Source organism: Mycobacterium shimoidei (genome assembly GCF_900417275.1).
In the GTDB taxonomy this organism is placed as follows: Bacteria; Actinomycetota; Actinomycetes; order Mycobacteriales; family Mycobacteriaceae; genus Mycobacterium; species Mycobacterium shimoidei.
This window is the reverse complement of sequence record NZ_UEGW01000001.1, coordinates 4,537,164-4,559,634: the sequence shown is the minus strand read 5'-3', so window position 1 is coordinate 4,559,634 and position 22,471 is coordinate 4,537,164. Positions and strand designations below refer to the sequence as shown.

Genomic DNA, 22,471 nt, shown 5'->3' with positions numbered 1-22,471 from the left:
CGTCACGCGATCGCGCTGATGCGAGCCGCGGGTGTTGCCTCAGTAGTGGCGTCGCGGCCGACACGAGATTTCCGTAGCGCGCTACTGGGGTCGATAGTGCGGGGTTCGCGTCACGATGGTCGAACGACACAGGGGGAGGAGACAGCGATGTGTACCGCAATATCCCTCGCAGCCAACAACCCGCTGGAATGTCCGCGGTTTCAACTTGGTGGGCCCAGTCGATGGCCGTCGAAGAAGGCGCCCCAGCTCCTGATACGACGTCGTTATGTCCTAGCCGGAATCGTTGTGTTGTGCGCCGGCCTGGTCGCCGCCGACCCGGTTGACTCACCCGCTATCGAGCAGAGCGTGGTTGCGTTGATCGCCGCCGAGAACGACTTCGACATGGTTAGCCCGTTGGACCTGGTGGTCGGCGGCCTCGGTGGCGCCGACGGGTCGCTCAGCGACGCCCTGGCAGCCACGGCGGGAGCGCTGCCGAGCCTCGATGATCTCGGCGGGACGTTCGTTGACGGACTGGCTAGCGCCGATATCCCCTTCAGCCTTGCCGGCGACGACTGGTTGACCCAAGCGTGGGACTGGTTGACCCAAGCGTGGAACTGGTTGAACCAAGCGTGGACTTTCGTCTTTACCTGGGTGTTTAACCCGAACTGGCTATGGGCTCTTACCTTCGTACTTCTTTGGAACTTTGCCCCCGTCATAAGCCCGATAGCGGATTCTATATGGGATTGGCTAGATGGTCTTTTCGGCGTCGATCCCGACGGGCAAGCTATCGAGGGCCTGGCATCCGTAGTGAGCTTTGCAGATCTCACCCCCGAGGCGCTGGGCGCGGGAGCACTCGATGTTGCTGCGCCGGACATTACCCCGGTGTTCAGCGATGGAGCTGAGGCATTGGATCTCACCACCGTCGTCCAGGACCTGAGCGCGGCGCTGGATCTGAGCGGGATAATCCCCGGCCTCGACACGGTTTTCGACACCGCAGGCGTGGCGGACATCGGCGAGGTGCTGACCAGCCTGATCCCTTGATTCCCAAGGGTCGCAGGTCGCGCGCAACGAAATGCGCAAGTCAGTAGTCGTACTCGGCCAATTGCGTGTCGGCGGGCCGGCTCGGCCGGTCGATGGACACCACCGCCGGAACCATCTCGCTGGTGACCACACCATGTTCGGCTGTCAGCTCGTCGACGATGTCGAAACTACGCGCAATCCACTCCGGTTTGTCGATGATGATGGTCACCACCGGGACCCGACGCGTCAACTGAAACAGCTTGTCACCGTGGGGTTTATGGTCGCCATGAAAGCCCCAGATGCCGCGCAGCACCGTCGCGCCGCGGGCCAACCCGGATTCCAGCAGGTGACGCACCAGCGCACGATGGATCGGGGCGCCGTCGTGTCCGGCGGCCTCGCTGGTGTGCACCATCAATTTCTGCCAGAGCGTCCGCCCGTGGTTGTCGGTGCTCGGCAGCCGATGAGGGCGGGTGAACAGCCGCCCGTCGCTCTTGCATAACCGGACCCGTTCGATGGTGAGCAGCGGGTTGGGAATGGCGGCGCTGAGCTCGGTGACGGCGGCCGACACCTGCGCTGCGCTCCCGATGGAGATGATCATCAGCGGCACGTTGACATTGCGACTGAAAAACCGTGCCCGGTAACGCTGGCCGTGCGCCGTGCCGTCGACTCCGAGAAACACTCCCGCGCCGGCGAATCCGAGCCGATACAACAGATCGCACACCGCCCGGTATGCCGGCAACCCGTTGACGCGTTCCTGGCGGCCGACGTAGACGGTGAGCTTGACGGCGTCTCGACCGTCAGCGTCCGAGACGGTGTCGGTGCCGGCCAGCCGCGCGCGCTCGAGGGTGATCAGGCCGCGGCCGGTCATCGCCACCACCTCGTCGACCAATCCGGTGATCTTCGACTCGACGTCAACCGCGGCGATCGCGACCGGTGGATCCTCGGACAGGCTCAGTGATTCATCGGTGCGCAGCACATGCCGCAGCCCGAAACCGCCGATGCCGCGCAACATCACGCTGGTGGCGATTTGCCGGTCGCCGAACAGATTCAACATCGCGTCGGCTAAGAAACCGTGCGGTACAACGTCACCCACCGTGCGTTGACGTTCACCGAAGTAACCGGTCAGCTTCAGGTACGGTTGGGTCATAGCCGCCCCGCGATCCATTGCCCGAGCGTCGCGGCGGCCATGCCCAGCACCACGCTCACCACGATGTTGGCGACCGCGGGCCACACCTGACGCTCCTCACCGAGCCGCTGAGTTTCCAGCATCCAGGTGGAAAAGGTGGTGTAGGAGCCGACGAACGCGGTGCCGGCAAGCAACGCGGCGGGCCGACTCAGCGCCAGCCCGCCGATCAACCCGAGCAGCGCTGCGCCGCTGACGTTCACCGCCAACGTTCCGACCGGAAACGAGCGTGCCGCCCGGCGCCCCACCGCGCCGTCAACCAAGAAACGCAACACCGCGCCGAAGCCGCCGGCCACCAGCACCCCAACCCACAGGATCATCGGCGCCGCTCCTCCTCATCGCTTCGCTCTGCATCGTCGCCGGCGGGCATCGTCGGCGACGCTCCTCCTCATCGCTTCGCTCTGCATCGTCGCCGGCGGGCATCATCAGCGCACTCGCACCCGGCGCACCGCTGCCGTAGCCAGATGCACCGCCACCAGCCCGGCAGCGATACTGGCCCCGGTGTAGCCGGCGGCCAGGCCGTATCGGTGGTGCTCGATCATCCGCAGTGTTTCGACCTGCATGGTGGAGAAGGTGGTCAGCCCGCCGCACAGCCCGGTGCCCAGCAGCGGGCGCCGATAACTCGACAGCGGTAGCCGCTCCAGCAGCCGGGTGGTGAAGTAGCCCACCAAGAGTGCGCCGACGATGTTCGCGGTGAACGTCGGCCACGGCCAGCGCGTCGGGTCGTCGACCGCCAGGCTGCTCAGGCCTGCGCGCGCCGCAGTGCCCAACGCGCCGCCGACGAACACCGCGGCCAACTCGCGGTAGTCACGACCAGGCATCCAAGCAGCGTATGCGGGAGATCGGCAGAATTGGTGTCATGGCGGCCCACCCACGAGCCGGTCAGCCGGCCCAACCCGAGGATCTCGTCGATCTGCCCCATCTGGTGACCGCGTACTACACGACAGAACCCGACCCCGACGACGTCGCTCAGCAGGTGGCGTTCGGAACCTCGGGACATCGGGGCTCGGCGCTGGACGGGGCGTTCAACGAGGCGCACATCCTGGCCATCACGCAAGCGATCGTCGAGTACCGCGCCGCGGCCGGCACCACCGGTCCGTTGTTCATCGGCCGCGACACCCACGCGTTGTCCGAGCCGGCGTGGGCGACGGCGCTGGAGGTGCTCGCCGCCAACGATGTCGTGGCCATGGTCGACGCCGCCGACCGGTACACGCCGACCCCGGCGATCAGCCACGCCATCCTCAACTACAACCGCGGGCGCGCCGACGGCCTCGCCGATGGGATCGTCGTGACCCCGTCGCACAATCCACCCCGCGACGGCGGTTTCAAGTACAACCCGCCGCACGGCGGTCCCGCCGGCAGCGATACCACGAGCGCAATCGCCAACCGCGCCAACGAAATTCTGCGCGAGGGACTCTCCGCGGTGAAGCGGATACCGTTCACCCGGGCGCTGAAGAACAGCTGGCGCCACGATTACCTCGACGCCTATGTCGATGATCTGCGCAACGTGGTGGACATCGCCGCCATCCGCGACGCCGGGGTGGTGATCGGTGCGGACCCGCTTGGCGGGGCCAGCGTCGACTACTGGGGCGTGATCGCCGAGCGGCACAACCTTGATCTGACCGTGGTCAATCCGTTGGTCGATGCGACGTGGCGGTTCATGACGTTGGACACCGACGGCAAGATCCGGATGGACTGCAGTTCGCCCGACGCGATGGCGTCCTTGATCGCGCACCGGGATCGCTACCAGATCGCCACCGGCAACGACGCGGACGCCGACCGGCACGGCGTCGTGACTCCGGACCAGGGCCTGCTCAACCCCAACCACTACCTGGCCGTCGCCATCGAATACCTGTACACGCACCGGCCCTTGTGGTCGGACAGCGTCGCGGTTGGCAAGACCGCGGTCAGCTCCTCGATCATCGACCGGGTGGTCGGCGGCATCGGGCGTCGGCTGGTGGAGGTGCCGGTCGGGTTCAAATGGTTCGTCGACGGCCTGTTCAACGGCACGATCGGCTTCGGCGGCGAGGAGTCAGCGGGGGCGTCGTTTCTGCGCCGCGACGGCTCGGTGTGGACCACCGACAAGGACGGCATCATTCTCGCGTTGCTGGCCGCGGAAATCCTCGCGGTCACGGGTTCCACGCCGTCGCAGCGCTACCGCGAGCTGGCTAGCAAATACGGTGAACCGGCCTACGCCCGGGTGAACGCGCCCGCCGACCGCGAACAAAAAGCCCGGTTAGCAGCGCTCACGGCAGATGAGGTGACCGCCACCGAACTGGCCGGAGAGCGCATCACCGCAAAGCTGACCACAGCCCCCGGCAACGACGCGCCGCTGGGTGGGCTCAAGGTCACCACCGAAAACGCCTGGTTTGCTGCGCGGCCGTCGGGAACCGAGGACGTCTACAAGATCTACGCCGAGTCGTTCCGCGGCCCGGAGCATTTGACCGAAGTCCAGCAGGCTGCCCAGGCGGTGGTGGATAAAGTCATCGGGTGATCTGTCTTGCCCAGCGCCCGCGGAGCACGATGCCACGCGAAGCCTGGGTGTTGATCGCGGCGAACGCGATGATCGCGATTGGCTACGGTGTGGTGTCGCCGGTGCTTCCCGCCTACGCCCGCAGCTTCGGGGTCAGCATCGGGGCGGCGACGTTCGTCATTACCGCGTTCTCCCTGACCCGGCTGTGCTTCGCCCCGGTGAGTGGCGTGCTGGTGCAGCGGTTGGGGGAGCGGCGCATCTACCTGAGTGGGCTGTTGATCGTGTCGGTGTGCACCGGCGCATGCGCGTTCGCCCAGACGTATTGGCAACTGCTGCTGTTCCGCTCGCTCGGCGGCGTCGGGTCGACGATGTTTTTCGTCTCCGCATTGGGCCTGATGATCCGGATCAGCCCCACCGACGCGCGCGGACGCGTCGCCGGGCTGTTCGCCACCGCGTTTTTGCTCGGCTCGGTAGCCGGGCCGGTATTGGGCAGTCTTACAGCGGGATTGGGTCTGGGTGCCCCGTTCCTCATTTACGGGATGGCGGTGTTGACGGCGCTGATGGTGGTGTATTTCAGCCTGCGTCATTCAACGCTGCCCGCCCCCGCCGACGAGTCGCAGCCGACCGTGACAGTACGCGTTGCGCTGCGACACCGCGCCTACCGCTCGGCGCTGCTGTCGAATTTCGCGACGGGCTGGTCGGTGTTTGGGCTGCGCATCGCATTGGTGCCGCTTTTCGTCGCCGAAGTGTTGGGCCGCGGCCCGCGGATGACAGGGTTGGCGTTGGCGACGTTCGCATTCGGCAATGTCTCCGCCGTCCTGCCCAGCGGCCACCTGTCCGACCGGATCGGGCGGCGCATCCTGCTGATCGCGGGGCTCTCGGCGGCCGGGCTGGCGACGATTTGGGTGGGCGCGTCAACTTCGGTGCCTTTGTTCTTGGTTGCGGCGTACCTGGCCGGCGCGGCTTCTGGCGTGTTCACGTCACCGCAGCAGGCCGCGGTCGCCGATATCTTGGGCAGCAATGCGCGCGCCGGCACCGCGGTCGCGACGTTTCAGATGATGGCCGACCTCGGTGCCATCGCGGGTTCCATGGCGGTCGGCCAGATCGCCCAACACCTGAGCTTCGGGTGGGGATTCGTCGTCAGCGGGATGATTTTGCTGGCAGCGGCGGTCGGCTGGATGCTGGCGCCGGAAACCCGGGTAGCCGCCAAGCCGGTGGTGCCCGGGCCATGGGAGGCGCCCGAGGTCGCCTGACGCCCGACTGAAGTCGCTAGGCTGAATTACGGTCGGGCATCGGGAGGTTCGTGATGGTTGGCGGCACACCACGATCAGCTATCGTGGCTGGCGCGGGCATCGTCGGGTTGTCGACGGCGTGGTTTCTGCAAGAGCGCGGCGTGGATGTCACGATGGTCGACCGCGTCGGCGTGGCTGCCGGCGCGTCGTGGGGCAACGCCGGGTACATCGCACCGGCGCTGGCGATACCGCTCAACGAGCCGCACACGCTGCGCTATGCGTTACGGGTATTGCCGAGAACCACCGCTCCCGTGCGTATTTCAATGTCAGCAGATCCGGCGTTGTGGCGCTTCCTGATTCGGTTCGCGGGCAATTGCCGTAACTCGTCATGGCGCCGGGCCGTACGAGCCAACCGTGCGCTGAGCGACGAATGCATCGACGCCTACGACGCGTTGGTCTCCCATGGCGTCGACGCGCCGGTCAACGAGGCACCGATCACCGCGTTGTTCCGCACGTCTCACGATGCCGAACACCATATGGACGAGCTGCGGCGCTTTCAGGATGCGGGCCAGCCGATGTCGGTCACCCAGTTGACCGGTGCGACGCTGCGCGAACAGGTGCCGCTGGCATCGGAGGCGGTGACCGTCGGGCTTCGCATCGACGGTCAGCGCTACGTCGACGCCGGTCGTTTCGTGACCGCGCTGGGTCGTTCGGTCGTCGAACGCGGTGCGACACTGCACATCGAGGAGGTTGCCGACATCTCGCCTTCTGCCGATGGGGTGAAGGTGGTGACCCGCGACGGTCCGGTGTTGTCGGCTGACGTTGCGGTGGTCGCGACCGGCGCGTGGTTGCCGCGCTTGGTCCGCCGCTGGGTGCGGATCCCGGTGCAGGCGGGGCGTGGCTATTCATTCACGGTGCCAGTGGGGCGTCCGGTGGCGTGTCCGATTCACTTGCCCGATGCGCGGGTCGCCTGCACGCCGTTGGGCGACAAGCTCCGGGTCACCGGGACAATGGAATTGCGCGATCCCGACCTGCCCGCGTCGGAAGCGCGGGCCGACGCCATCGCCGAAGCGGCGCGCCAATACCTCGACGGGGTTCGCTGGGAGCAACGCAGCGAGGTCTGGGTGGGGCCGCGCCCGCTCAGCCCCGACGGTCGTCCGCTGATCGGGCAGGTAACAGCGGGGGTCTACGTCGCCGGCGGGCACGGCATGTGGGGCATGACGCACGGCCCAGCGACCGGGCGGATGCTGGCTGAGCACATTGCTACCGGCAAGCAGGCGGCCGCCCTGCGGGAATTCGACCCCACCCGCTGAGACCGCTGGTCAGCGACTTTGTACGGAAGTTGCTGGTGGTGTAGCTTCGATGGGCACACCTTGATGGGGCTATGGCGCAGCTGGTAGCGCACCACACTGGCAGTGTGGGGGTCAGGGGTTCGAGTCCCCTTAGCTCCACTTATTTCGATAGCTGATCGCTCTACGTTCACCGGAGCTCGAACCCTCGCATCACCCGGGATGCGTTGCTGTCGTAGGCAACTGGCGTAAGCCCGCGGATTATCCGTTGTTTTGGCCTGGGCTACCGGGTGCTCCGGGGGTGCCGTCGGCGCTGCCATCGCCGCCGGGACTCCCGTTGCCGCCGGATTGGCCGTTGCTGCCGCTGCCACCGTCGCCACCGGTACCGCCGCTGCCGTCGCCATTCGGTCCGGGGAGTCCGCCGTGACCGCCGTGTCCTCCGCTGCCGCCGGTGCCGAGGTTGCCGATACCGCCGTCCCCGCCGGTTCCACCAGGGCTGCCGGTGCCGCCGATGCCGTCCCCGCCGTTCCCGCCGTACCCGCCGGCGCCGCCGACGCCCAATCCGTTGGCGGTGCCGATGCCGTCGCCGCCGTTCCCGCCGGTGCCGCCGGTGCCGCCGATTCCGCCGGGACCGATGCCCGTGCCACCGGTGCCACCCTGGGCGCCCCAGCCGCCGTAACCTCCGAAGACGGGGTGGAGAAATGTGCCTCGCAGCGCACCGGTCCCATTCCCGCCGTCGCCGCCCTTCCCGCCGGTGCCGCCGGTACCACCGGCCTGGCCAACACCGCCGCCGCCCCCGCCAGCGGGTCCCCGGCTGAAGCCGCTGCCGCTCGATCCACCCGCGCCACCCGCGCCGCCCTGACCACCGCGGCCGTCGCCGCCGCCCCAGCCGCCGCTGCCCCCGGTTCCGCTGGCCAGCAGGCCTTCCCCACCGCGGCCGCCGGCTCCGCCGACCGCCCCGCTGGCGCCGCTAATGCCATTACCGCCATCGCCACCGGTGCCGCCGTCACCGCCGATGGCACCGCCAGCACCGTAGCCCCCGCCACCGCCTCGGCCGGCGACGTGACCCGCACCGGTGGCGTCACCACCGTTGCCGCCGCGACCGCCGTCACCACCGTTGCCGACGTTGTCGGACAAGATGTTCCCCAACCCCATAGCGGAACCACCAGCACCGCCGAAGCCGCCATCGCCGCCATTTCCTGAGATGGTGCCGCCGGCACCGCCGTGACCACCGTTGCCGCCGTCCCNCCCCGCCGCGCCCGAAGATGAGGCCCAGTCCGTAGCCGCCGGTTCCGCCGAGCCCGCCATCGTGGCCCATCCCATTGGTCCCGCCGTCCCCGCCGGCTCCGCCGGTACCGCCGATGCCCATCAGCCAACCGCCGGCCCCGCCGGTACCACCGCTGGTGCCGCCGTCCCCGCCGTCGCCGCCGTTACCGAACATCCCGGCGTCGCCGCCGGGAGCACCACCGGCCCCGGTGGGATCGTGGAAACCATCACCGCCGTCGCCGAACAACAGTCCGCCGGGACCACCGCTGTGGTGCTCAGACGTTCCGTCGGCGCCGTTGCCGATCAGAAAAACCCCAAAGGTCAGGTTGATCAAGGCGTTGACCTGCTGGCCGAGCGGGCTGGTGATCCAGTCCTGCATGGCGTCGTGCATGGGCAGGTACACGAACTGCTCGAACCACGCCGTCGGGTCCGATGCGGGAACAGCGGCAGCGGCTCCCCAATCAAGACTGCTCGGGTCGAACAGGCTGCTCCAGTCGAAACCGGGTGACAGATCCACACTGGCGGCGTCCAGGCTCAAGCTGGGATCCAGACTCACCAGCTCCGGCAACGGCTCGAAGATCGGATCAAAGATCACATCCAGTAGGTCGGCCTTAGCTGGCGGCGCAGACGCCAACGGGGCCATCGCCAACACGAAGAACCCGCCCAAAGCGGTGCCGGCTCCAACCAGTCGGCCCCGAACCGCACCGGCTTTGTGTGGCCGTTGACCCACCCGATGCCTGCGATGAACACCCATTTGTCCGTGCTCCTGACCCGGCTATGTCCGTAGGAATCGTCGCTGGTATTCGGTGGCACAAGCCCAGTAACGCTCTACTGGGCTTTGGCCCGTTTCGACGCGGTACTACTTAGATTCGCTGCTACTTAGATTCGCTGCGACGCTGGTGCCGTTAGGAGTGCCGTTCGCGGATCTCGACTGCGGTTTCAAGCATTTGCTGAGTGCTGGTGAACCAGTCCTGCAGGTTCAAATCCACGATGAGCTCGTCGGCGCCGGCTTCGGCGGCCGTTTGGACGTCGTCCATGATCTGGTCGAGGGTGCCGACGAACGCCGACCGGTCGGGTCCTGCCGGACGGGGCGTGAAGGTGACGTTTCCCACCACGACCATTTCCATCCGGCTGGTGTCGCGGCCATAGTCAGAAGCCATTTCCCGGATGCGGTCCCAGCGGGCGCGCAGTTGCGCGGCCCCGGCCGCTCCGGGTGTGCCAAGTAGCGGCAGCCAGCCGTCCGCGCGTTTAGCGATGCGCTGCAACGCTTTTGAACTGGTGCTTCGGCCCAGGTTGCTGCCACCGCCGCCCAGCATCACCGGGATTTTCGAAACCGGCTTGGGCAACACTGCGGCGTTGTCGATGATCACGCGCGGACTCCGGAAGGTGACCGGGTCCGGACCCCACACCGCATCGAAAACGTCCAACGTCTCGTCGAGGAAGCGACCGCGATCCGCTCGGGTCGCCCCAGCGGCCCGAAGTTCGTCGGTGGACCAGCCGGTGCTCATGCCCGCGATCACGCGGCCACCGCTGATCTGATCGATCGTGGCCAGCCCCTTCGCCAGCTGGACCGGTGTGTGAAGTGCAGCAACGAGAACGGCGGTGCCGAGGCGCACCTTTTCGGTCACCGCCGCAGTGAGCACGGTCAGGGGATCGGCTGCCTGCCGCGAGGTTTCCGGCCACGGCATGTTGGGCGGGGCATACGGCTCGGCGGGCGCCTGCGGGAACAGCAGACGTTCATACGTCCACAAACTCGCGTAGCCGGCCGCTTCGGCAATCCTGGCTGCTTCGACCACGTCGTGTTGCAGGTCCACTCCCAACCTTTGAGGCAGACGAAGCCCAACTTTCACGTAGGGGATAGCGACGACAAGGAACCTTGAATTCCGGTGGTCTGCAAGGGTGTCCGTTTCTGTGGAAAACATGGCACATCCAGCGCGGCACGCCTGCGGCCAGTGTTGGCACCCTCGTCTCATGACGTCGCCGTTCGGCACACCCGCGTGGCGGCACGGAAGGAGACAGGCATGAAGCGCCTTCGCCAGCGACTCAGGCTGTGGCGCTACCGGCGATGGGAAACGCGCTATTTGCTGCGTTACCTCGACGGCTCCGACAGATTCGACGTGCTCTGATCGCCAGCATGACGACCGTAACTTCCCCCGACGGAACCGTGGTCGGCTACGAATCCGTCGGTGCCGGACCGCATCTGCTGCTTGTACACGGCAGCACGGGCACGCGCGCTCGCTGGTCGGTGGTGACGCCGACGCTGGCACAGCGCTACAGCGTGCACGCGATGGACCGCCGCGGCCGGGGACTCAGCACGGCCGAGGCTGAGCCGTACAGCTTGGCCCGGGAGGCCGAGGATGTCGCCGCCGTTGCCGAGGCCGTCGGCGGCGACGTCTATGTCATCGGGCATTCCTATGGGGCGTTGGCGGTCCTGGAAGCCGCCCTGATCACATCGGCTTTCCGTCGGATCATGCTCTACGAGCCACCTATTCCGTCGCCGGGCCTTGAGGTCACCTCGCCGGAGGGCATGGCATCGGAAGCCGCGGCAAATGAAATCCTGCGCGTTTCGCTGACTTTGCGGCGTTGGCTTAGTGGATGCCGGCGATCACGCTGGCTTTATGGATGGTGTTCGGCCTGCTGCCGGGCCACGCGCTCGTCGTGGATACGAACCAGTTCCCGGAACCCCAGCCGGTGGTACTTGGGAATCGGCTGAATGCCCCACTGGTCCTGGGCGGTGTCCTTGCCCTCGGCGCCCTCCGGCGGCCCCAGCGGGGGATAGGGGAACTTGCATTCCAAGGTGTCGTCGGAATACCGGATCTTCAACAGCTCACTGCAGATCTGGGTGAGGCTCAAAGTTGGGTAGCCGTAGTAGATCGCCATGAACGGCAGCGTGAAAGCCCCTTCGATGACAAGGGCGACCAAACAGACCAGCACTGCGCGTTTGATCCATTTGTGCATTCGGGCGTAGTAGGCCGTGGTTCCCGGCGGAAGGCCTTCTGATGATGGCGTCACTTGCTACTCCTTGAACCGGTTCAGTCAGAAAAGATTTCGCGGTTGACCGTGTGCAGATACGGGATGGCCAGGAAAGGGGTGATGTAGAAGATGTCGTAGAGCCACCAGCCGATCACCGGAAACACGACGCCGGCGTAGCGCACATCGGCGTACATCGTCATGTTGAACACGTAGGCACACCAGATGACGAGACCCATCCAGCAGGTGATGACCATCCATTGGTGGCCCCAGCGCTTCATCTGCAAGAAACCGATCGCGGCGGCGACCCGCATGGAAAACACCGTCAGAATCAGCCCGGCCACGTAGGCTTTCTCGCCCGGCCCGGCCGCGCCGCCGACCCACAACTCATTGTAGTGCCAGAAATAGCCGGCATCGAACATGTTTCCCCAGCCGACCATGAGCACCCGATTGATCAGGGTGTGGTTGGCGACCAAATCCAGCGCCCAGCCAAGGCTGTTGAGCATCCCGTCGACCAGCACCAGATAGCCGATGAGGGTGACGATCATCGGCCGGACCGACAGGCCCGCCCGCAGCGCCTGGCGCTGCAGCCACACACCGCGCATAAAGATGGGAAAGCCGATGACACCGGGCGCCCACATTCCCATCAACGCGGCACCGACGATCATCCATTTGTCGGCTCGGCGCTGAGCCAACCGCGATTCCTCGTGGTGGTGATCCAAGCCGACCGGAGCGCTGCTGGCCCCGATCACCGGCGAGCTCATAATTGCCACCAACCCCGGGCGAAGGACATGTACAACTGGATGAGGAACATCGTCAGCAGATACCCGTAGATGACCACCTGCAGAACGATCAGCGCTCGTTTACGTTTGCGTTCCTGGTAATCCATTGGAGCCGGTCCCTTCCTAGTTTCGTGTGCTCGGCGTATCGGCGGTGTCCAGACATGCCGCCGCGACCTCACGCAAACCCTCGGTAATGGCGCCGTCAGTGCTCAGCGGTGCCAGGATGCAGGCCTCTGCGGCTTCCAATTCGGTTGCGCCGGCGACGATCATCGCTGCCGCGGTCACCAGCACCCGGGTGGACGGCGGCTCGAAGTGAAAGGCCTCGTCCGCGGTGCGGATCGCGACCGCGCAATCAACGAGTCGCCGCGCCGTTGCCGCCGGTACCCCCGTTTCGGCGACGATCACCTGGGCCTCGCGATCGGGGGGCAGATAATTCAGCGCGAGCGTCACGAACCGTTGCCGGAAAGACGGTTTGAGCTCTTTCAGAGAGCTGCGGTAGGCGGGATTGTACGAGCAGACAAGCATGAATTCGTCTGGGGCGTGCACGACTTCGCCGGCCCGGTCTAGATACAGCGCGCGACGGTGATCGGTCAGCGAATGCAGAATCGCCAGCGAGTCGTGCCGGGCTTCGACCACCTCGTCGAGATAACAAAGGGCACCAGCCTTGACCGCTCTGGTCAGCGGTCCATCGGTCCAGACGACGTCCCCTCCGGTCACGATGAAGCGGCCGACGAGATCCGAACTGGTCAGATCGTCGTGACAGCTGATCGTGACGACGGGTCGGCCGAGCAGCAGGCCCATGTGCTCGACCAGCCGAGTCTTGCCGCACCCGGTCGGTCCGGTGAGCATCACCGGCATTCGCCGATCAAACGCCTGCTCGAACAGCTTGACTTCGTTGCCGTTCGCCAAATATGTGGTGGTCGTCATCTCTTCCTCTGCGAAGTCATGGATCAGGCCGCGACGAGCTCGCGGTGGACATGCGCCAGGACCCGCGGAAGTTCCTCCACTCGCCGGATCCGCTGGGAACGGCGGGGCCCGAAGACATCCGGGAGTGGATCAACACGAGTCGGACCGACACCGATGTAGTAGATCGAGACACCGGCATCGTTGGCCTCGGCCACCGCGTGGGACACGTCGGCAAACGCGTAGCGGCCCTCATAACCCTCGTCGGACATCAGGCCGTCGCCGATGACGATGAGCAGGCGCCGTTCGGACGGCTGCCCGAGCAGCCGACTGGTCAGATGGCGCACCGGAGCGCCGAGCCGCGTGTATCCGCCCGTCGTCAATCCCAGCCGGCTGGGGCGCACGAACCTCGCGTCCGTGAAGTCTTTCAGGCGCAGCACTTCCACTCGATGCCTGGTGTTGCCGGTGAACACGAAAACGCCGTGGCGCTCGCGGGCGAGCTTCAACGCCCGTGAAAGAGCATCCGCGCACGCCAATTCCAGCTGAAATATCCGACCGCCGTGCACTCCTAACGACGAACTGCCATCCAGCAGAAGTGCGGTGGTGACGTCGCGGCTGCTCGGCGATAGCTCGCGGAAGATTCGCGGCTCGGCCGCCTCGCCGGCCGCCAGGTCGACGAAGTGGTTGACGTATCGCTCGACATCGATATCGGATCCGTCCTCCAGACCGCTCGCCATCGCGCGATGGGTGTGCTCTTCAAACCACCTCCGCAGGTCGGGGGAGACGGCCGCGGGCGGCGACGTCGGTGCGGGAAGCGCGCGCTCGAGCACCGGGACATGGTCGCGGATGAAGCTGTTGGTCCACATGTTCCATTCGGGATACGGAATTCCGGGCCGGCGATCCGGGGCGAACTCGAGATCGCTGTCCTGCGGCCGGCTCGGCGGGGGCAGATTCGAATTGCGCACCCCGCCGTCGCCGCCTGCGGGCACCGAGTACGGACGCGGCATGCGTTTGTGCGTTGTCGTCCACGGCATCCTGCCGAAGGTCCTGCGCAGCTTGTCACTGAGTGCGTGGGGCCGGGTGTAAGCCAACGGAAGTTGGCCAAGCAGTGGATGCACGTTAAGGGGCCGATCGGTGGCCGCCAGGTGGATCGCCCGGTCCAGCATCTGCCCGGCATCCATATCCGCCGGCGCGATCTCGAGATCGGGAAGCAGCCTTTGTATTTCACGGCGTAACCCGGGCCAGCGCGCGGCGATCCACCCGAGGGCGACCGACGCCTCGACGAGTGTGAGTGCGCGCAGCTCCCGGGCTGACAGCTCATTCAGGCGGTATTCGGTGATACGTTCCTTCGATGGCGAACATTGCAGCGCCACACCGCAAGTCAGGGTTCGCCGGGTCCAGTCGCGGTTGACGGTCGGGTAGGGCACGTGGACATAGTTCAGCGCCGCGTTCAACCCGAAGCTGCGCCGATCTCCGGTGACTAGTCGCACCCCCTCGCGACGGTGCTCGCTGAATGCAACTGCGGACACGGCGCAACTGCGCTCGAGCGTCAGTGCGTGTCCGTTCCAGCGGTCGGCCATTGGCTCAGAACGTGCCGATGTTGGAAAACATCCAGTACCAGAACATGATGATCAGGATGGTGCCGCCCCAGGCTGCGGCGTAGCGGAGTAGCTCCCAGAGATACGCCATGATCTGCCTTCCTTAGCTCGCAGTCTCACTGACTAAAGTCATTTGGCGGGTCGCTGTCAGTCGGTGAACAGTTCGCGGTTGACCGTGTGCAAATAGGGGAGCGCGAGAAACGGGCTGATGTAGAAGATGTCGTAGAGCCACCAGCCGACCACCGGCAGCACGACACCGGCGAACCGGACGTCGGCGTACATCGTCATGTTGAAGACGTAGCCGCACCAGATCACGACGCCCATCCAGCAGGTGACGATCATCCACTGGTGGCCCCAGCGCTTCATCTGCAAAAAGCCGATGGCCGCCGCGATGCGCATGGTGAATACCGTGAAGATGAGCCCGATCTCCAAGCCCTTTTCGCCTGGGCCTGCCGCGCCGCCTATCCACAGCTCGTTGAAGTGCCAGAAGTATCCGGCGTCGAACATGTTGCCCCACCCGGTCAACAGGACTCGGGCCAAGAGCGTGTGGTTGGCCACCATGTCGAGTGCCCATCCCACCGTGTTGATGGCGGCATCGATGATCACCAGGTAGCCGAGCAGCGTGACGAGCATGGGCCGCACCGACAGACCGTCTCGACGGGCACGGCGCAGCAGCGCGACTCCACGGAAAAACAGCGGCAGGCCGAAGATGCCCAGGGCCGTGGTACCGATCAGAACGCTGCCCGAGATCAGCCACTTGTCGGCCCGGCGCTGCGCAAGTCGGGACTGTTCGAGGTGATCATCGAGGCCGAGTCCGTCGCCTAGACCGCCGGATCGAGGGTCGGCCGGGTTCTTCGTTGATCGAGTCACAGCAGTCCGTCCGTTTCGACGAGCCGACGGTGGGCGGGTTCCGTCAAGGTATCAAAGCTGACCGCAGTCAACAAGAACTGCTCGGTTCAGCTCGCCGGCGCCAGGCTGCGCAAAGTTCTGGTGACGAAGTCGTCCACGAGGGCGTGACGTGTCGGCCAGTCGTGAGTGGTGATCAGCAGCGCGTACAAACCGAGCAGAAAGAAGACGGCGCTGTTCATCGGATTTACCTCGGCGTCGATCTCGCCGCGGTCACGCGCGAGCTGGATCTGCTCGGCGACCAGAACGATCACGGGGTGGTCCCTGCCGTCCTCCGCGGCCGGCCGGGTCTGCGAGAAGTGCAGCGCCAGAAAGTCGTTGAACAGTACGTCGCCCAGCCGTCGCTCCAGGCCCAGAACCAGGCGCACCGCCTCAGCCAACACCGCTGGCAGGTCGCGCGGCACTTTGAGGAACTGGTTGAACTGCTTGACGATGCGCTCTTCCTCTCGTCGTTCCAACTCCAAAAGAACGTGCTCTTTGGTGGGGAAGTGAAAGAAGAACGTGCCGTGCGCGACGCCGGCGGCGGTGACGATGGTGCCGACATCGGCGTCGGCCATCCCGGTCCGCTTGAATTCCGCGATGGCCGCGCCCATGAGACGTTCCCGGGTCTGCAGACGTTTCGCCTCACGCACTGACACCCTGTCCGTCACGGCCATGCCCGAATCCTTCTGCGATTGAGTGGAATCACTAGACAGTATCGCTTGCCCCGGGAGCGCATACCCGAAGTGTAGGTGTTTGATGACTTGAGTCAGTTAGATCTGGGCAATGGCGCCGCGCCGTGGCACGATTTGTCAGGTGCCCCCTCGATGCGCACCAAATCAACGTCTGCGCGAGCTGAAGCTGCTGCGCCAGGTCCGCGACCGGATGGATCGCGAGTACGCTCAGCCGCTGGACGTCGAGGTGCTCGCCCGCGGGGTGAACATGTCGGCCGGACACCTGTCGCGCCAGTTCAAGATCGCCTATGGCGAGTCGCCGTACTCCTATCTGATGACCCGGCGCATCGAACGTGCGATGGCGCTGCTGCGTCGCGGCGACATGTCGGTCACCGAGGTCTGCTTCGCCGTCGGTTGCTCGTCGCTGGGCACGTTCAGTACTCGCTTCACCGAGCTGGTCGGCATACCACCCAGCGCCTACCGGCGCCGGTCGACCGACGCGATGGCGGGAATGCCGCCGTGCGTGGCAAAACAAGTGACCAGACCGATCAGGAATCGAGAAGCACGCGCCACCGAGCCGCACCTAGTGTGACGGCCATGGACATCACCATTCATTCGAGCTTCCTTCCGCACGACGACCCGGAAGAATCACTGGCGTTCTACCGCGACATCTTGGGCTTCGAGGTCCGTCTGGACGTGGGTAGCGGAAAGATGCGCTGGATCACCGTCGGTCCGCCCAATCAACCGGACACGTCGATCGTGCTGCACCCGCCGGGGGTGACGCCGGGGATCACCGACGACGAGCGCCGCGTCGTCACCGAGATGATGGCCAAGGGGACTTTCGGCATGCTGCTCTTGGCCACAAAAGATTTGGACAGCGCATTCGAGCGGTTGCAGGCCGGTTTGGAAAACAGTCAAGCCGAAATCATTCAAGAGCCGACCGAGCAGCCCTACGGTATCCGCGACTGCGCGGTGCGCGACCCCGCGGGCAACATGATCCGCCTCCAGCAGCGGCGCTGAACCCGTCGTCATGGTTGAGCACTTGACCTGAACTATGGTTGAGGTCCTACCGTCGAGGCCGTGACGAATCAGTTGACTTCGATGGGCGCAATCCGCTTCGCCCGCCGCTCCGCCAATTTCGCGGAGACCGTCGCGTTCTACCGCGACCTTGTCGGGCTGCCGCTGTGCGCGACGTTCGTGAACAGCTACGGCAGCACCGGTGCTATTTTCGGGTTACCCACCGCTGCAGTCACTTTCGAGATCGTCGAAGCGACCGAACCCGTCGCGGTCGACAGCCACGAGCAGTTGTGCCTGTATTTTCCGGACGAGGCGGCCCAGCGCCAAGCGACCGCCGGTTTGCGTGCCGGGAAGATCCAACCGACCGACTCGCACCCCTACTGGGCGGCGACCGGCGCGGTGACCTACCGAGATCCCGATGGGCGCGAGGTTGTGTTCGCCCCGTTTGTGTTCGGGGTCAACGAACCCGCCGAAGGTGCCGCTTCGGGTGAACACTGGACCCCGCCCCGCTAAATAAATCGCTTGATTTAAGCATCACGGGGGTGTTCACTGAGGCGGTGACGGCTGCGAGGGTGTTGCACACCGACCGGTCCATGGCGACCCGTGAGGCAATCCTGACCGCGGCCGAACGGCTGTTGGCCGAGCGCGGCATGTATGCGGTGTCCAACCGGCAAATCAGCGAAGCCGCCGGGCAGGGAAACAACGCCGCAGCGTGCTATCACTTCGGCACCCGCACTGATCTGCTGCGGGCCATCGAAAGCAAACACCGTGCGCCAATCGAAAACTTGCGCCGCCAGATGCTTGCCGACATCGGTGAATCCTCCGACTTGCGGGACTGGGTGGGCTGTTTGGTACGCCCACTCACCGATCATCTGGCCGCTCTGGGTACCCCGAGTTGGTATGCGCGTTTCGCGGCCCAGGCCATGGCCGACCCGACCTATCGCCAAGTCGTGGCCAAAGACGCGCTTGCCTCGCCGCTGTTGGTGCAGGCACTCGACGGCATCAGTCGTTGTCTTCCCGATTTGCCCAGGCGGGTCCGCGCCGAACGTACCGTCATGGTTCGCAATCTGCTGATGCACACCTGCGCGGAGCACGAAGGCGAGTTCGCGGGATCGCACTCATCGTCGGGTTGGACGCAGGCCGCCGACGGACTCGTCGACGCGATCGTCGCACTGTTACAGGCGCCCATCGGGACTACAAGCCGCACATGACGAGGAGCGCCATGGACGACACGCCGTATTATCCGATGACACGGTCGGCGAGTTGTCCGTTGGCGCCCCCGCCAAAAGTATTGGAACTCAACGCCGTCAAACCCCTGAGTAGGGTGCGCATCTGGGACGGCAGCACTCCGTGGCTGATCACCGGGTATGACGCCATCCGTTCGTTGTTCGGTGACTCGCGGGCCAGCGTCGACGACCGTCGGCCCGGATATCCGCACTGGAACGAGGGCATGCTGGCTACCGTGCACAAGCGCCCGCGGTCGGTGTTCACCTCCGATGCCGAAGAGCACACCCGGTTTCGCCGGATGCTGTCCAAGCCGTTCACGTTCAAGCGGGTCGAGGCGCTGCGCGCGGCGGTGCAGCAGATCACCGACGATCACATCGACGCCATCCTGGCCGGCCCGCAACCGGCCGACCTGGTGAGCAAGCTCGCGCTGCCGATACCGTCGCTGGTGATCAGCCAGCTACTGGGTGTGCCGTATGAGGACGCCGAGTTCTTTCAAGAGCAAGCCCACAAGGGGATGGGCCGCTACGCCACTGCCGAGGAATCCGCAGAGGGTGCAACGGCATTAGCGAAATATCTGGCGAACCTGGTGCGCGCCAAGGCAACCGATCCGACCGAAGATCTGGTGTCCGATCTTGCTGAGCGGGTCAACGCCGAAGAACTGAGCGTGCGCGAAGCCGCGCAGCTGGCCACCGGGGTGTTGATCGCCGGGCACGAGACGACGGCCAACATGCTCTCGCTGAGCGTCGTCGCGCTGCTGGAACATCCGGACCAGGCAGCGCTGCTGCGTGACAGCGACGACCCGAAGTTCATTGCCGACGCGATCGAAGAGCTGATGCGCTACCTGAGCATCATCCAAACCGGTCAGCGGCGAGTAGCCGTCGAAGACATCGAAGTCGCCGGCGAGGTGATCCGCGCCGGGGAAGGCATCGTCCTCGATATCCCACCGGCGAATTGGGACGCGGCGGTCTTTGCCGACCCGCACCGGCTGGACCTGCAGCGCACCGAAACGATGCCGCACGTTGGGTTCGGCTACGGCCGTCACCAATGTGTGGGCCAGCAGCTGGCCCGGATGGAATTGCAGATCGTCTTGCACACATTGCTGCGGCGGATTCCCACCCTGCGGCTGGCCGTCCCGATACAGGATTTGCCGTTCAAACACGACGCGCTGGCCTATGGGCTCTACGAACTACCCGTCTGCTGGACATGACGGCAGCACCGACGATCGAGATTCCCGACGAGCCGGATGTCGGCCGCATGCGCCGCGACATCGGTGCCCGGCTCCGGTCGGAGATGGCCCGCCAGGGCGTCGACGCGCTGATCTTGCTGATGAACGGCAATGTCACCTACGCGACGGGCGCCAGCTGGCCGTTGTTGGACGCGGGCCTGTCGCACGTCGAGCGCCCGGTGGCGATCGTGCTGGCCGACGACGAGTATCCGCATCTGTTCATGCCGTTTCGGGGCGGCGCGGCATCGGAGACTCAGCTGCCGGCCGACCACGTGCATGGCCCGCTGTATCTCGAATTCGACGAGGGGATAGAGCATTTCGCTAAGACGATCGCAGAGCTGATCCCGGCCGGCACCGTGGTGGCGGTCGACGAACTAACCGGGGCGATGCGGCGGGCAGCAGACCGGCTGTTTCCCGGCGGTCCGCCGTCAGACGCCGCGGCGGTGGTCGACGCGGCCAACCTGGTCAAGACTCCGGACCAGATCTCGTGTGTCCGCAGGGCGTCACGCATCACCGAACAGGCCGTCGTCGATGTGCAGCGTGCGCTGGCGCCCGGCGTGCGTCAGGTCGATCTGTCGGCGGCGTTCGTGCGTCGTGCCTTCGAACTCGGCGCGACCGCGAACATGTTGGAGGCGATCTGGCAGGTCATGCCGAGTTCTCGGGCCGAGGGGGTGTGGACGACTCACGGGGATCTGGCGCTGCCGCTGCTGACCACGGAGCGTGAACTGCAGAAGAGCGATGTGCTCTGGACGGACGTCAGCATCACCTACCGCGGTTACTGCTCGGACTTTGGTCGCACCTGGCTGGTCGGCGCCGATCCGTCGCCGCGCCAGCAGGACCAATTTCGGCAGTGGCGCAGCATCCTCGACGCGGTACTCGCGGTCACCAAAGCCGGTGCGACGTCAGGCGATTTGGCGCGCGCGGCGATCGCCGCGAACGGCGGCCGCAAACCGTGGCTGCCGCACTTCTATCTCGGCCACGGGATAGGCACCTACCCGGCCGAAGCACCGATGATCGGAACGGATCTGGGCGAGGAATTCGACGACAACTTCGTGTTCCCGGCGGGCATGTTGCTGGTGCTCGAACCGGTGGTGTGGGAGGACGGCACCGGCGGTTATCGCAGTGAGGAGATCATCGTGACTACCGAAGACGGGTTCGTCCAGATCACCGACTACCCCTATGCGCCGTATGGCTGCTGAGATCACGCCCGACGATCGGGCCCTGCGGACGGCGCGTCGCCGGCGTGCGCTGCAGCAGATGGAGGCACATGATCTGGACGTCCTGGTGCTGGGGCGACAAGCCAACGTCCGCTATGTCACCGGGGCGCCGCAGTTGTGGATCGCCGGGACCCGGCCGTTCGGTCCGGTCTGCGTTGTGGTGCGGGCTACCGGCGAAATTCACCTGAACAGCACTTGGGACGAAGGGATTCCGGAGGAGATCGGCCGCGACCATCTCTATGGCCTGGCCTGGAATCCGCTGACGCTGATCGCGGTGCTGAAGAACATCGATGGCGCATCCACCGCGCGGCGGGTCGGAACCGACGCGATCTCACCGACTTTCGCCAAGCTGCTGCCTTCGGCGTTTCCCAACGCCGAACTCGTCGACGCGGAACCGGCCATGGGGGCGGCGCGTCGAATCAAGACGTCGGAGGAGATCGCGGCGATGAGCACGGCTGTGCGGGTCGCCGAAGCGGGAATCGCCGCAGCTGTAGCGGAATTGCAGCCCGAGATGTCGGAGAAGACGTTGGCGGGCGCGGTGCTGGAGGCGATGGCCGCAGGCGGTGTCAGCACGCCCGCGACCCAGGACGCCGCCTGGGTGACCTCCCGGGAACATCCGTGGCGACGGGCCAACGGTGATGGGCGCGTGCGATCCGGTGACCTGGTCGCGTTGGCCGCTGGCGCGCTGGCCGGCGGATACCTCGGCGAAGTGGGTCGGACTTTTCCGGTGGGCCGGGTTGATTACAAGTCTGTCGACAAGCTCTATCAACGTTCGGATAGGTTGTGGGACAGCCTGTTTGCCGTGTGTCGCCCGGGCGCCCCAGCCAGCAGCCTGCTCGCGGCCTATGACGCGGTGGGGGAGCCGTTGCCGGCGATGCCCGTCGCGCACGGCCTGGGCTTGGGCTTCGATCCACCTGTGGTGTCTCCGGTGTTGTCCGCAACCGCGCAGCAGGAGCGACTCGATCCGGGAATGATCCTGGCGCTCACCGGCTATGTGTGGCAGCAGGGCGTGGGGGCGGTATTCGGACGGGAGGTCGTTGTCGTCACCGACGACGGGGCGCAGCGATTGACCAAAAGCCCCGGGGGTCCTTAGGAGTACAGCATGGGAAGCGAGATCGAACGGGTCGTGCTCGACTTCGTGCACGCCGCATACGGCGAGCATATGGATGTCGACGCCATGACGGCGTTGATGGCCGAGGACTTCGTGTGGCAGCTCAGTGTGCCGCTCTCACCGGTCATTTACGGACGTGACGCCGCGCGCGCCGAGCTGGAGAAACACAACCAGCTGTCGACGGGCATGATCGACGGCAGCGAGATCCGCGCGGTGGTCTCCAACGACAGTACTGTGGTGGTCGAGCGGGTCGACGTGAATCGCATCGGCGACACCAGGGTCACGTTCCATGTCACCGCCATCTTCGAAGTTCGTGACGGCGCGATTACCTGCTGGCGCGAATACTGGGATACCGGCGACATCGCACAGCAGCTCGGCATTGATCCGATGCAGATGTTCGCCCAAATCGGCCAGTGAACG

At 65.6% G+C, this 22,471-nt stretch carries 26 protein-coding genes and 1 tRNA gene; 14 read left to right on the top strand and 13 right to left on the bottom strand.

All coding sequences use genetic code 11. The features are described from left to right. Positions 1–285: 285 nt before the first annotated feature. Complete coding sequence (locus MSP7336_RS22115; RefSeq protein ID WP_113964610.1) at positions 286–1,020, top strand: hypothetical protein; 735 nt, start codon at positions 286–288, stop codon at positions 1,018–1,020. Between the two features lie 40 nt (positions 1,021–1,060). Here MSP7336_RS22115 and MSP7336_RS22110 read toward each other — a convergent pair whose 3' ends face one another. From MSP7336_RS22110 to crcB (MSP7336_RS22100), 3 genes are all read right to left on the bottom strand, one after another. Beyond that, the gene (locus MSP7336_RS22110; RefSeq protein ID WP_113964609.1) at positions 1,061–2,146 is read right to left on the bottom strand and encodes a DUF190 domain-containing protein; all 1,086 of its coding nucleotides are present in this window, start codon (positions 2,144–2,146) and stop codon (positions 1,061–1,063) included. Further along, a complete protein-coding gene (gene crcB / locus MSP7336_RS22105) occupies positions 2,143–2,502 on the bottom strand; it encodes a fluoride efflux transporter CrcB (RefSeq protein ID WP_113964608.1) in 360 nt (119 codons plus the stop codon). Before crcB (MSP7336_RS22105) ends, MSP7336_RS22110 begins: the two co-directional genes overlap by 4 nt. A gap of 105 nt (positions 2,503–2,607) precedes the next feature. Then, entirely contained in the window at positions 2,608–3,003 is a 396-nt protein-coding gene (crcB, locus tag MSP7336_RS22100) for a fluoride efflux transporter CrcB (RefSeq protein WP_113964607.1), read from the bottom strand. A 38-nt stretch (positions 3,004–3,041) separates the two neighbouring features. Between crcB (MSP7336_RS22100) and pgm the strand changes: the two genes are divergently transcribed. The 4 genes from pgm (at position 3,042) to MSP7336_RS22080 (ending at position 7,338) form a co-directional block, all read left to right on the top strand. Continuing rightward, complete coding sequence (pgm, locus tag MSP7336_RS22095; protein WP_113964606.1) at positions 3,042–4,676, top strand: phosphoglucomutase (alpha-D-glucose-1,6-bisphosphate-dependent); 1,635 nt, start codon at positions 3,042–3,044, stop codon at positions 4,674–4,676. Between the two features lie 29 nt (positions 4,677–4,705). Continuing rightward, positions 4,706–5,908 (top strand): MFS transporter, encoded by a 1,203-nt coding sequence (locus MSP7336_RS22090; protein WP_113964605.1) that lies wholly within the window; start codon positions 4,706–4,708, stop codon positions 5,906–5,908. Positions 5,909–5,961: 53 nt separating this feature from the next. Next, positions 5,962–7,200, top strand: a complete 1,239-nt coding sequence (locus tag MSP7336_RS22085; protein ID WP_113965190.1) for an NAD(P)/FAD-dependent oxidoreductase — start codon at positions 5,962–5,964, stop codon at positions 7,198–7,200. Between the two features lie 65 nt (positions 7,201–7,265). Further along, positions 7,266–7,338, top strand: a tRNA-Ala gene (locus MSP7336_RS22080). 99 nt (positions 7,339–7,437) lie between these two features. On the opposite strand, the gene MSP7336_RS23930 is transcribed toward MSP7336_RS22080, so the two are convergent. The 3 genes from MSP7336_RS23930 to MSP7336_RS22060 all read right to left on the bottom strand — a co-directional run bounded on the left by MSP7336_RS23930 (position 7,438) and on the right by MSP7336_RS22060 (position 10,256). Then, a complete protein-coding gene (locus MSP7336_RS23930; RefSeq protein WP_181786892.1) occupies positions 7,438–8,331 on the bottom strand; it encodes a hypothetical protein in 894 nt (297 codons plus the stop codon). Then, the gene (locus MSP7336_RS24725) at positions 8,285–8,821 is read right to left on the bottom strand and encodes a PGRS repeat-containing protein (RefSeq protein WP_425325772.1); all 537 of its coding nucleotides are present in this window, start codon (positions 8,819–8,821) and stop codon (positions 8,285–8,287) included. The genes MSP7336_RS23930 and MSP7336_RS24725 overlap by 47 nt, the downstream gene beginning before the upstream one ends. A gap of 526 nt (positions 8,822–9,347) precedes the next feature. Continuing rightward, positions 9,348–10,256, bottom strand: coding sequence for a TIGR03619 family F420-dependent LLM class oxidoreductase (locus tag MSP7336_RS22060; protein WP_244917502.1), 909 nt, complete (start codon positions 10,254–10,256; stop codon positions 9,348–9,350). Positions 10,257–10,576: 320 nt separating this feature from the next. Between MSP7336_RS22060 and MSP7336_RS22055 the strand changes: the two genes are divergently transcribed. Then, positions 10,577–11,155, top strand: a complete 579-nt coding sequence (locus MSP7336_RS22055; protein ID WP_244917501.1) for an alpha/beta fold hydrolase — start codon at positions 10,577–10,579, stop codon at positions 11,153–11,155. On the opposite strand, the gene MSP7336_RS22050 is transcribed toward MSP7336_RS22055, so the two are convergent. The 7 genes from MSP7336_RS22050 to MSP7336_RS22025 all read right to left on the bottom strand — a co-directional run bounded on the left by MSP7336_RS22050 (position 11,059) and on the right by MSP7336_RS22025 (position 16,257). Beyond that, positions 11,059–11,454 carry a hypothetical protein gene (locus tag MSP7336_RS22050; protein WP_113964601.1) on the bottom strand — a complete coding sequence of 132 codons (396 nt, stop codon included), beginning with the start codon at positions 11,452–11,454 and terminating at the stop codon, positions 11,059–11,061. The two genes, MSP7336_RS22055 and MSP7336_RS22050, sit on opposite strands and share 97 nt — an antisense overlap. Positions 11,455–11,474: 20 nt before the next feature. After that, positions 11,475–12,176 (bottom strand): hypothetical protein, encoded by a 702-nt coding sequence (locus MSP7336_RS22045; protein ID WP_113964600.1) that lies wholly within the window; start codon positions 12,174–12,176, stop codon positions 11,475–11,477. Further along, on the bottom strand, positions 12,173–12,301 hold the full coding sequence (locus tag MSP7336_RS24530) for a hypothetical protein (RefSeq protein WP_264078086.1): 129 nt from the start codon (positions 12,299–12,301) through the stop codon (positions 12,173–12,175). Before MSP7336_RS24530 ends, MSP7336_RS22045 begins: the two co-directional genes overlap by 4 nt. A gap of 16 nt (positions 12,302–12,317) precedes the next feature. Then, on the bottom strand, positions 12,318–13,121 hold the full coding sequence (locus MSP7336_RS22040) for a CbbQ/NirQ/NorQ/GpvN family protein (protein ID WP_113964599.1): 804 nt from the start codon (positions 13,119–13,121) through the stop codon (positions 12,318–12,320). 23 nt (positions 13,122–13,144) lie between these two features. Beyond that, positions 13,145–14,677: a nitric oxide reductase activation protein NorD gene (locus MSP7336_RS22035; RefSeq protein WP_113964598.1), complete on the bottom strand. Its 1,533-nt coding sequence runs from the start codon at positions 14,675–14,677 to the stop codon at positions 13,145–13,147. A 165-nt stretch (positions 14,678–14,842) separates the two neighbouring features. Next, positions 14,843–15,565 (bottom strand): hypothetical protein, encoded by a 723-nt coding sequence (locus MSP7336_RS22030; RefSeq protein WP_113964597.1) that lies wholly within the window; start codon positions 15,563–15,565, stop codon positions 14,843–14,845. Between the two features lie 86 nt (positions 15,566–15,651). Continuing rightward, complete coding sequence (locus tag MSP7336_RS22025) at positions 15,652–16,257, bottom strand: TetR/AcrR family transcriptional regulator (RefSeq protein WP_069395078.1); 606 nt, start codon at positions 16,255–16,257, stop codon at positions 15,652–15,654. Positions 16,258–16,366: 109 nt separating this feature from the next. Between MSP7336_RS22025 and MSP7336_RS22020 the strand changes: the two genes are divergently transcribed. The 8 genes from MSP7336_RS22020 (at position 16,367) to MSP7336_RS21985 (ending at position 22,468) form a co-directional block, all read left to right on the top strand. After that, positions 16,367–16,846, top strand: coding sequence for a helix-turn-helix transcriptional regulator (locus MSP7336_RS22020; RefSeq protein WP_069395077.1), 480 nt, complete (start codon positions 16,367–16,369; stop codon positions 16,844–16,846). A gap of 5 nt (positions 16,847–16,851) precedes the next feature. After that, positions 16,852–17,274, top strand: a complete 423-nt coding sequence (locus MSP7336_RS22015) for a VOC family protein (protein ID WP_069395183.1) — start codon at positions 16,852–16,854, stop codon at positions 17,272–17,274. Positions 17,275–17,355: 81 nt separating this feature from the next. Then, a complete protein-coding gene (locus MSP7336_RS22010; RefSeq protein WP_069395076.1) occupies positions 17,356–17,784 on the top strand; it encodes a VOC family protein in 429 nt (142 codons plus the stop codon). 29 nt (positions 17,785–17,813) lie between these two features. After that, complete coding sequence (locus MSP7336_RS22005) at positions 17,814–18,482, top strand: TetR/AcrR family transcriptional regulator (protein WP_069395075.1); 669 nt, start codon at positions 17,814–17,816, stop codon at positions 18,480–18,482. Between the two features lie 11 nt (positions 18,483–18,493). Continuing rightward, the gene (locus MSP7336_RS22000; protein WP_372507613.1) at positions 18,494–19,705 is read left to right on the top strand and encodes a cytochrome P450; all 1,212 of its coding nucleotides are present in this window, start codon (positions 18,494–18,496) and stop codon (positions 19,703–19,705) included. Beyond that, positions 19,702–20,922, top strand: coding sequence for a M24 family metallopeptidase (locus MSP7336_RS21995; protein WP_069395073.1), 1,221 nt, complete (start codon positions 19,702–19,704; stop codon positions 20,920–20,922). The genes MSP7336_RS22000 and MSP7336_RS21995 overlap by 4 nt, the downstream gene beginning before the upstream one ends. After that, positions 20,912–22,033: a M24 family metallopeptidase gene (locus MSP7336_RS21990; protein WP_069395072.1), complete on the top strand. Its 1,122-nt coding sequence runs from the start codon at positions 20,912–20,914 to the stop codon at positions 22,031–22,033. The genes MSP7336_RS21995 and MSP7336_RS21990 overlap by 11 nt, the downstream gene beginning before the upstream one ends. Before the next feature lie 9 nt (positions 22,034–22,042). Further along, positions 22,043–22,468 (top strand): limonene-1,2-epoxide hydrolase family protein, encoded by a 426-nt coding sequence (locus MSP7336_RS21985; protein WP_113964596.1) that lies wholly within the window; start codon positions 22,043–22,045, stop codon positions 22,466–22,468. The last annotated feature ends 3 nt before the right edge of the window (positions 22,469–22,471 follow it).

Coding starts and splice junctions, on each gene's coding strand:
- MSP7336_RS22110 (WP_113964609.1), bottom strand. CDS start 2,146: ATGACCCAACCGTACCTGAAGCTGACCGGTTACTTCGGTGAACGTCAA.
- crcB (WP_113964608.1), bottom strand. CDS start 2,502: ATGATCCTGTGGGTTGGGGTGCTGGTGGCCGGCGGCTTCGGCGCGGTG.
- crcB (WP_113964607.1), bottom strand. CDS start 3,003: ATGCCTGGTCGTGACTACCGCGAGTTGGCCGCGGTGTTCGTCGGCGGC.
- pgm (WP_113964606.1), top strand. CDS start 3,042: ATGGCGGCCCACCCACGAGCCGGTCAGCCGGCCCAACCCGAGGATCTC.
- MSP7336_RS22090 (WP_113964605.1), top strand. CDS start 4,706: ATGCCACGCGAAGCCTGGGTGTTGATCGCGGCGAACGCGATGATCGCG.
- MSP7336_RS22085 (WP_113965190.1), top strand. CDS start 5,962: ATGGTTGGCGGCACACCACGATCAGCTATCGTGGCTGGCGCGGGCATC.
- MSP7336_RS23930 (WP_181786892.1), bottom strand. CDS start 8,331: ATGGGGTTGGGGAACATCTTGTCCGACAACGTCGGCAACGGTGGTGAC.
- MSP7336_RS22055 (WP_244917501.1), top strand. CDS start 10,577: ATGACGACCGTAACTTCCCCCGACGGAACCGTGGTCGGCTACGAATCC.
- MSP7336_RS22045 (WP_113964600.1), bottom strand. CDS start 12,176: ATGAGCTCGCCGGTGATCGGGGCCAGCAGCGCTCCGGTCGGCTTGGAT.
- MSP7336_RS24530 (WP_264078086.1), bottom strand. CDS start 12,301: ATGGATTACCAGGAACGCAAACGTAAACGAGCGCTGATCGTTCTGCAG.
- MSP7336_RS22040 (WP_113964599.1), bottom strand. CDS start 13,121: ATGACGACCACCACATATTTGGCGAACGGCAACGAAGTCAAGCTGTTC.
- MSP7336_RS22035 (WP_113964598.1), bottom strand. CDS start 14,677: ATGGCCGACCGCTGGAACGGACACGCACTGACGCTCGAGCGCAGTTGC.
- MSP7336_RS22025 (WP_069395078.1), bottom strand. CDS start 16,257: ATGGCCGTGACGGACAGGGTGTCAGTGCGTGAGGCGAAACGTCTGCAG.
- MSP7336_RS22020 (WP_069395077.1), top strand. CDS start 16,367: ATGGCGCCGCGCCGTGGCACGATTTGTCAGGTGCCCCCTCGATGCGCA.
- MSP7336_RS22015 (WP_069395183.1), top strand. CDS start 16,852: ATGGACATCACCATTCATTCGAGCTTCCTTCCGCACGACGACCCGGAA.
- MSP7336_RS22010 (WP_069395076.1), top strand. CDS start 17,356: ATGGGCGCAATCCGCTTCGCCCGCCGCTCCGCCAATTTCGCGGAGACC.
- MSP7336_RS22000 (WP_372507613.1), top strand. CDS start 18,494: ATGGACGACACGCCGTATTATCCGATGACACGGTCGGCGAGTTGTCCG.
- MSP7336_RS21995 (WP_069395073.1), top strand. CDS start 19,702: ATGACGGCAGCACCGACGATCGAGATTCCCGACGAGCCGGATGTCGGC.
- MSP7336_RS21990 (WP_069395072.1), top strand. CDS start 20,912: ATGGCTGCTGAGATCACGCCCGACGATCGGGCCCTGCGGACGGCGCGT.
- MSP7336_RS21985 (WP_113964596.1), top strand. CDS start 22,043: ATGGGAAGCGAGATCGAACGGGTCGTGCTCGACTTCGTGCACGCCGCA.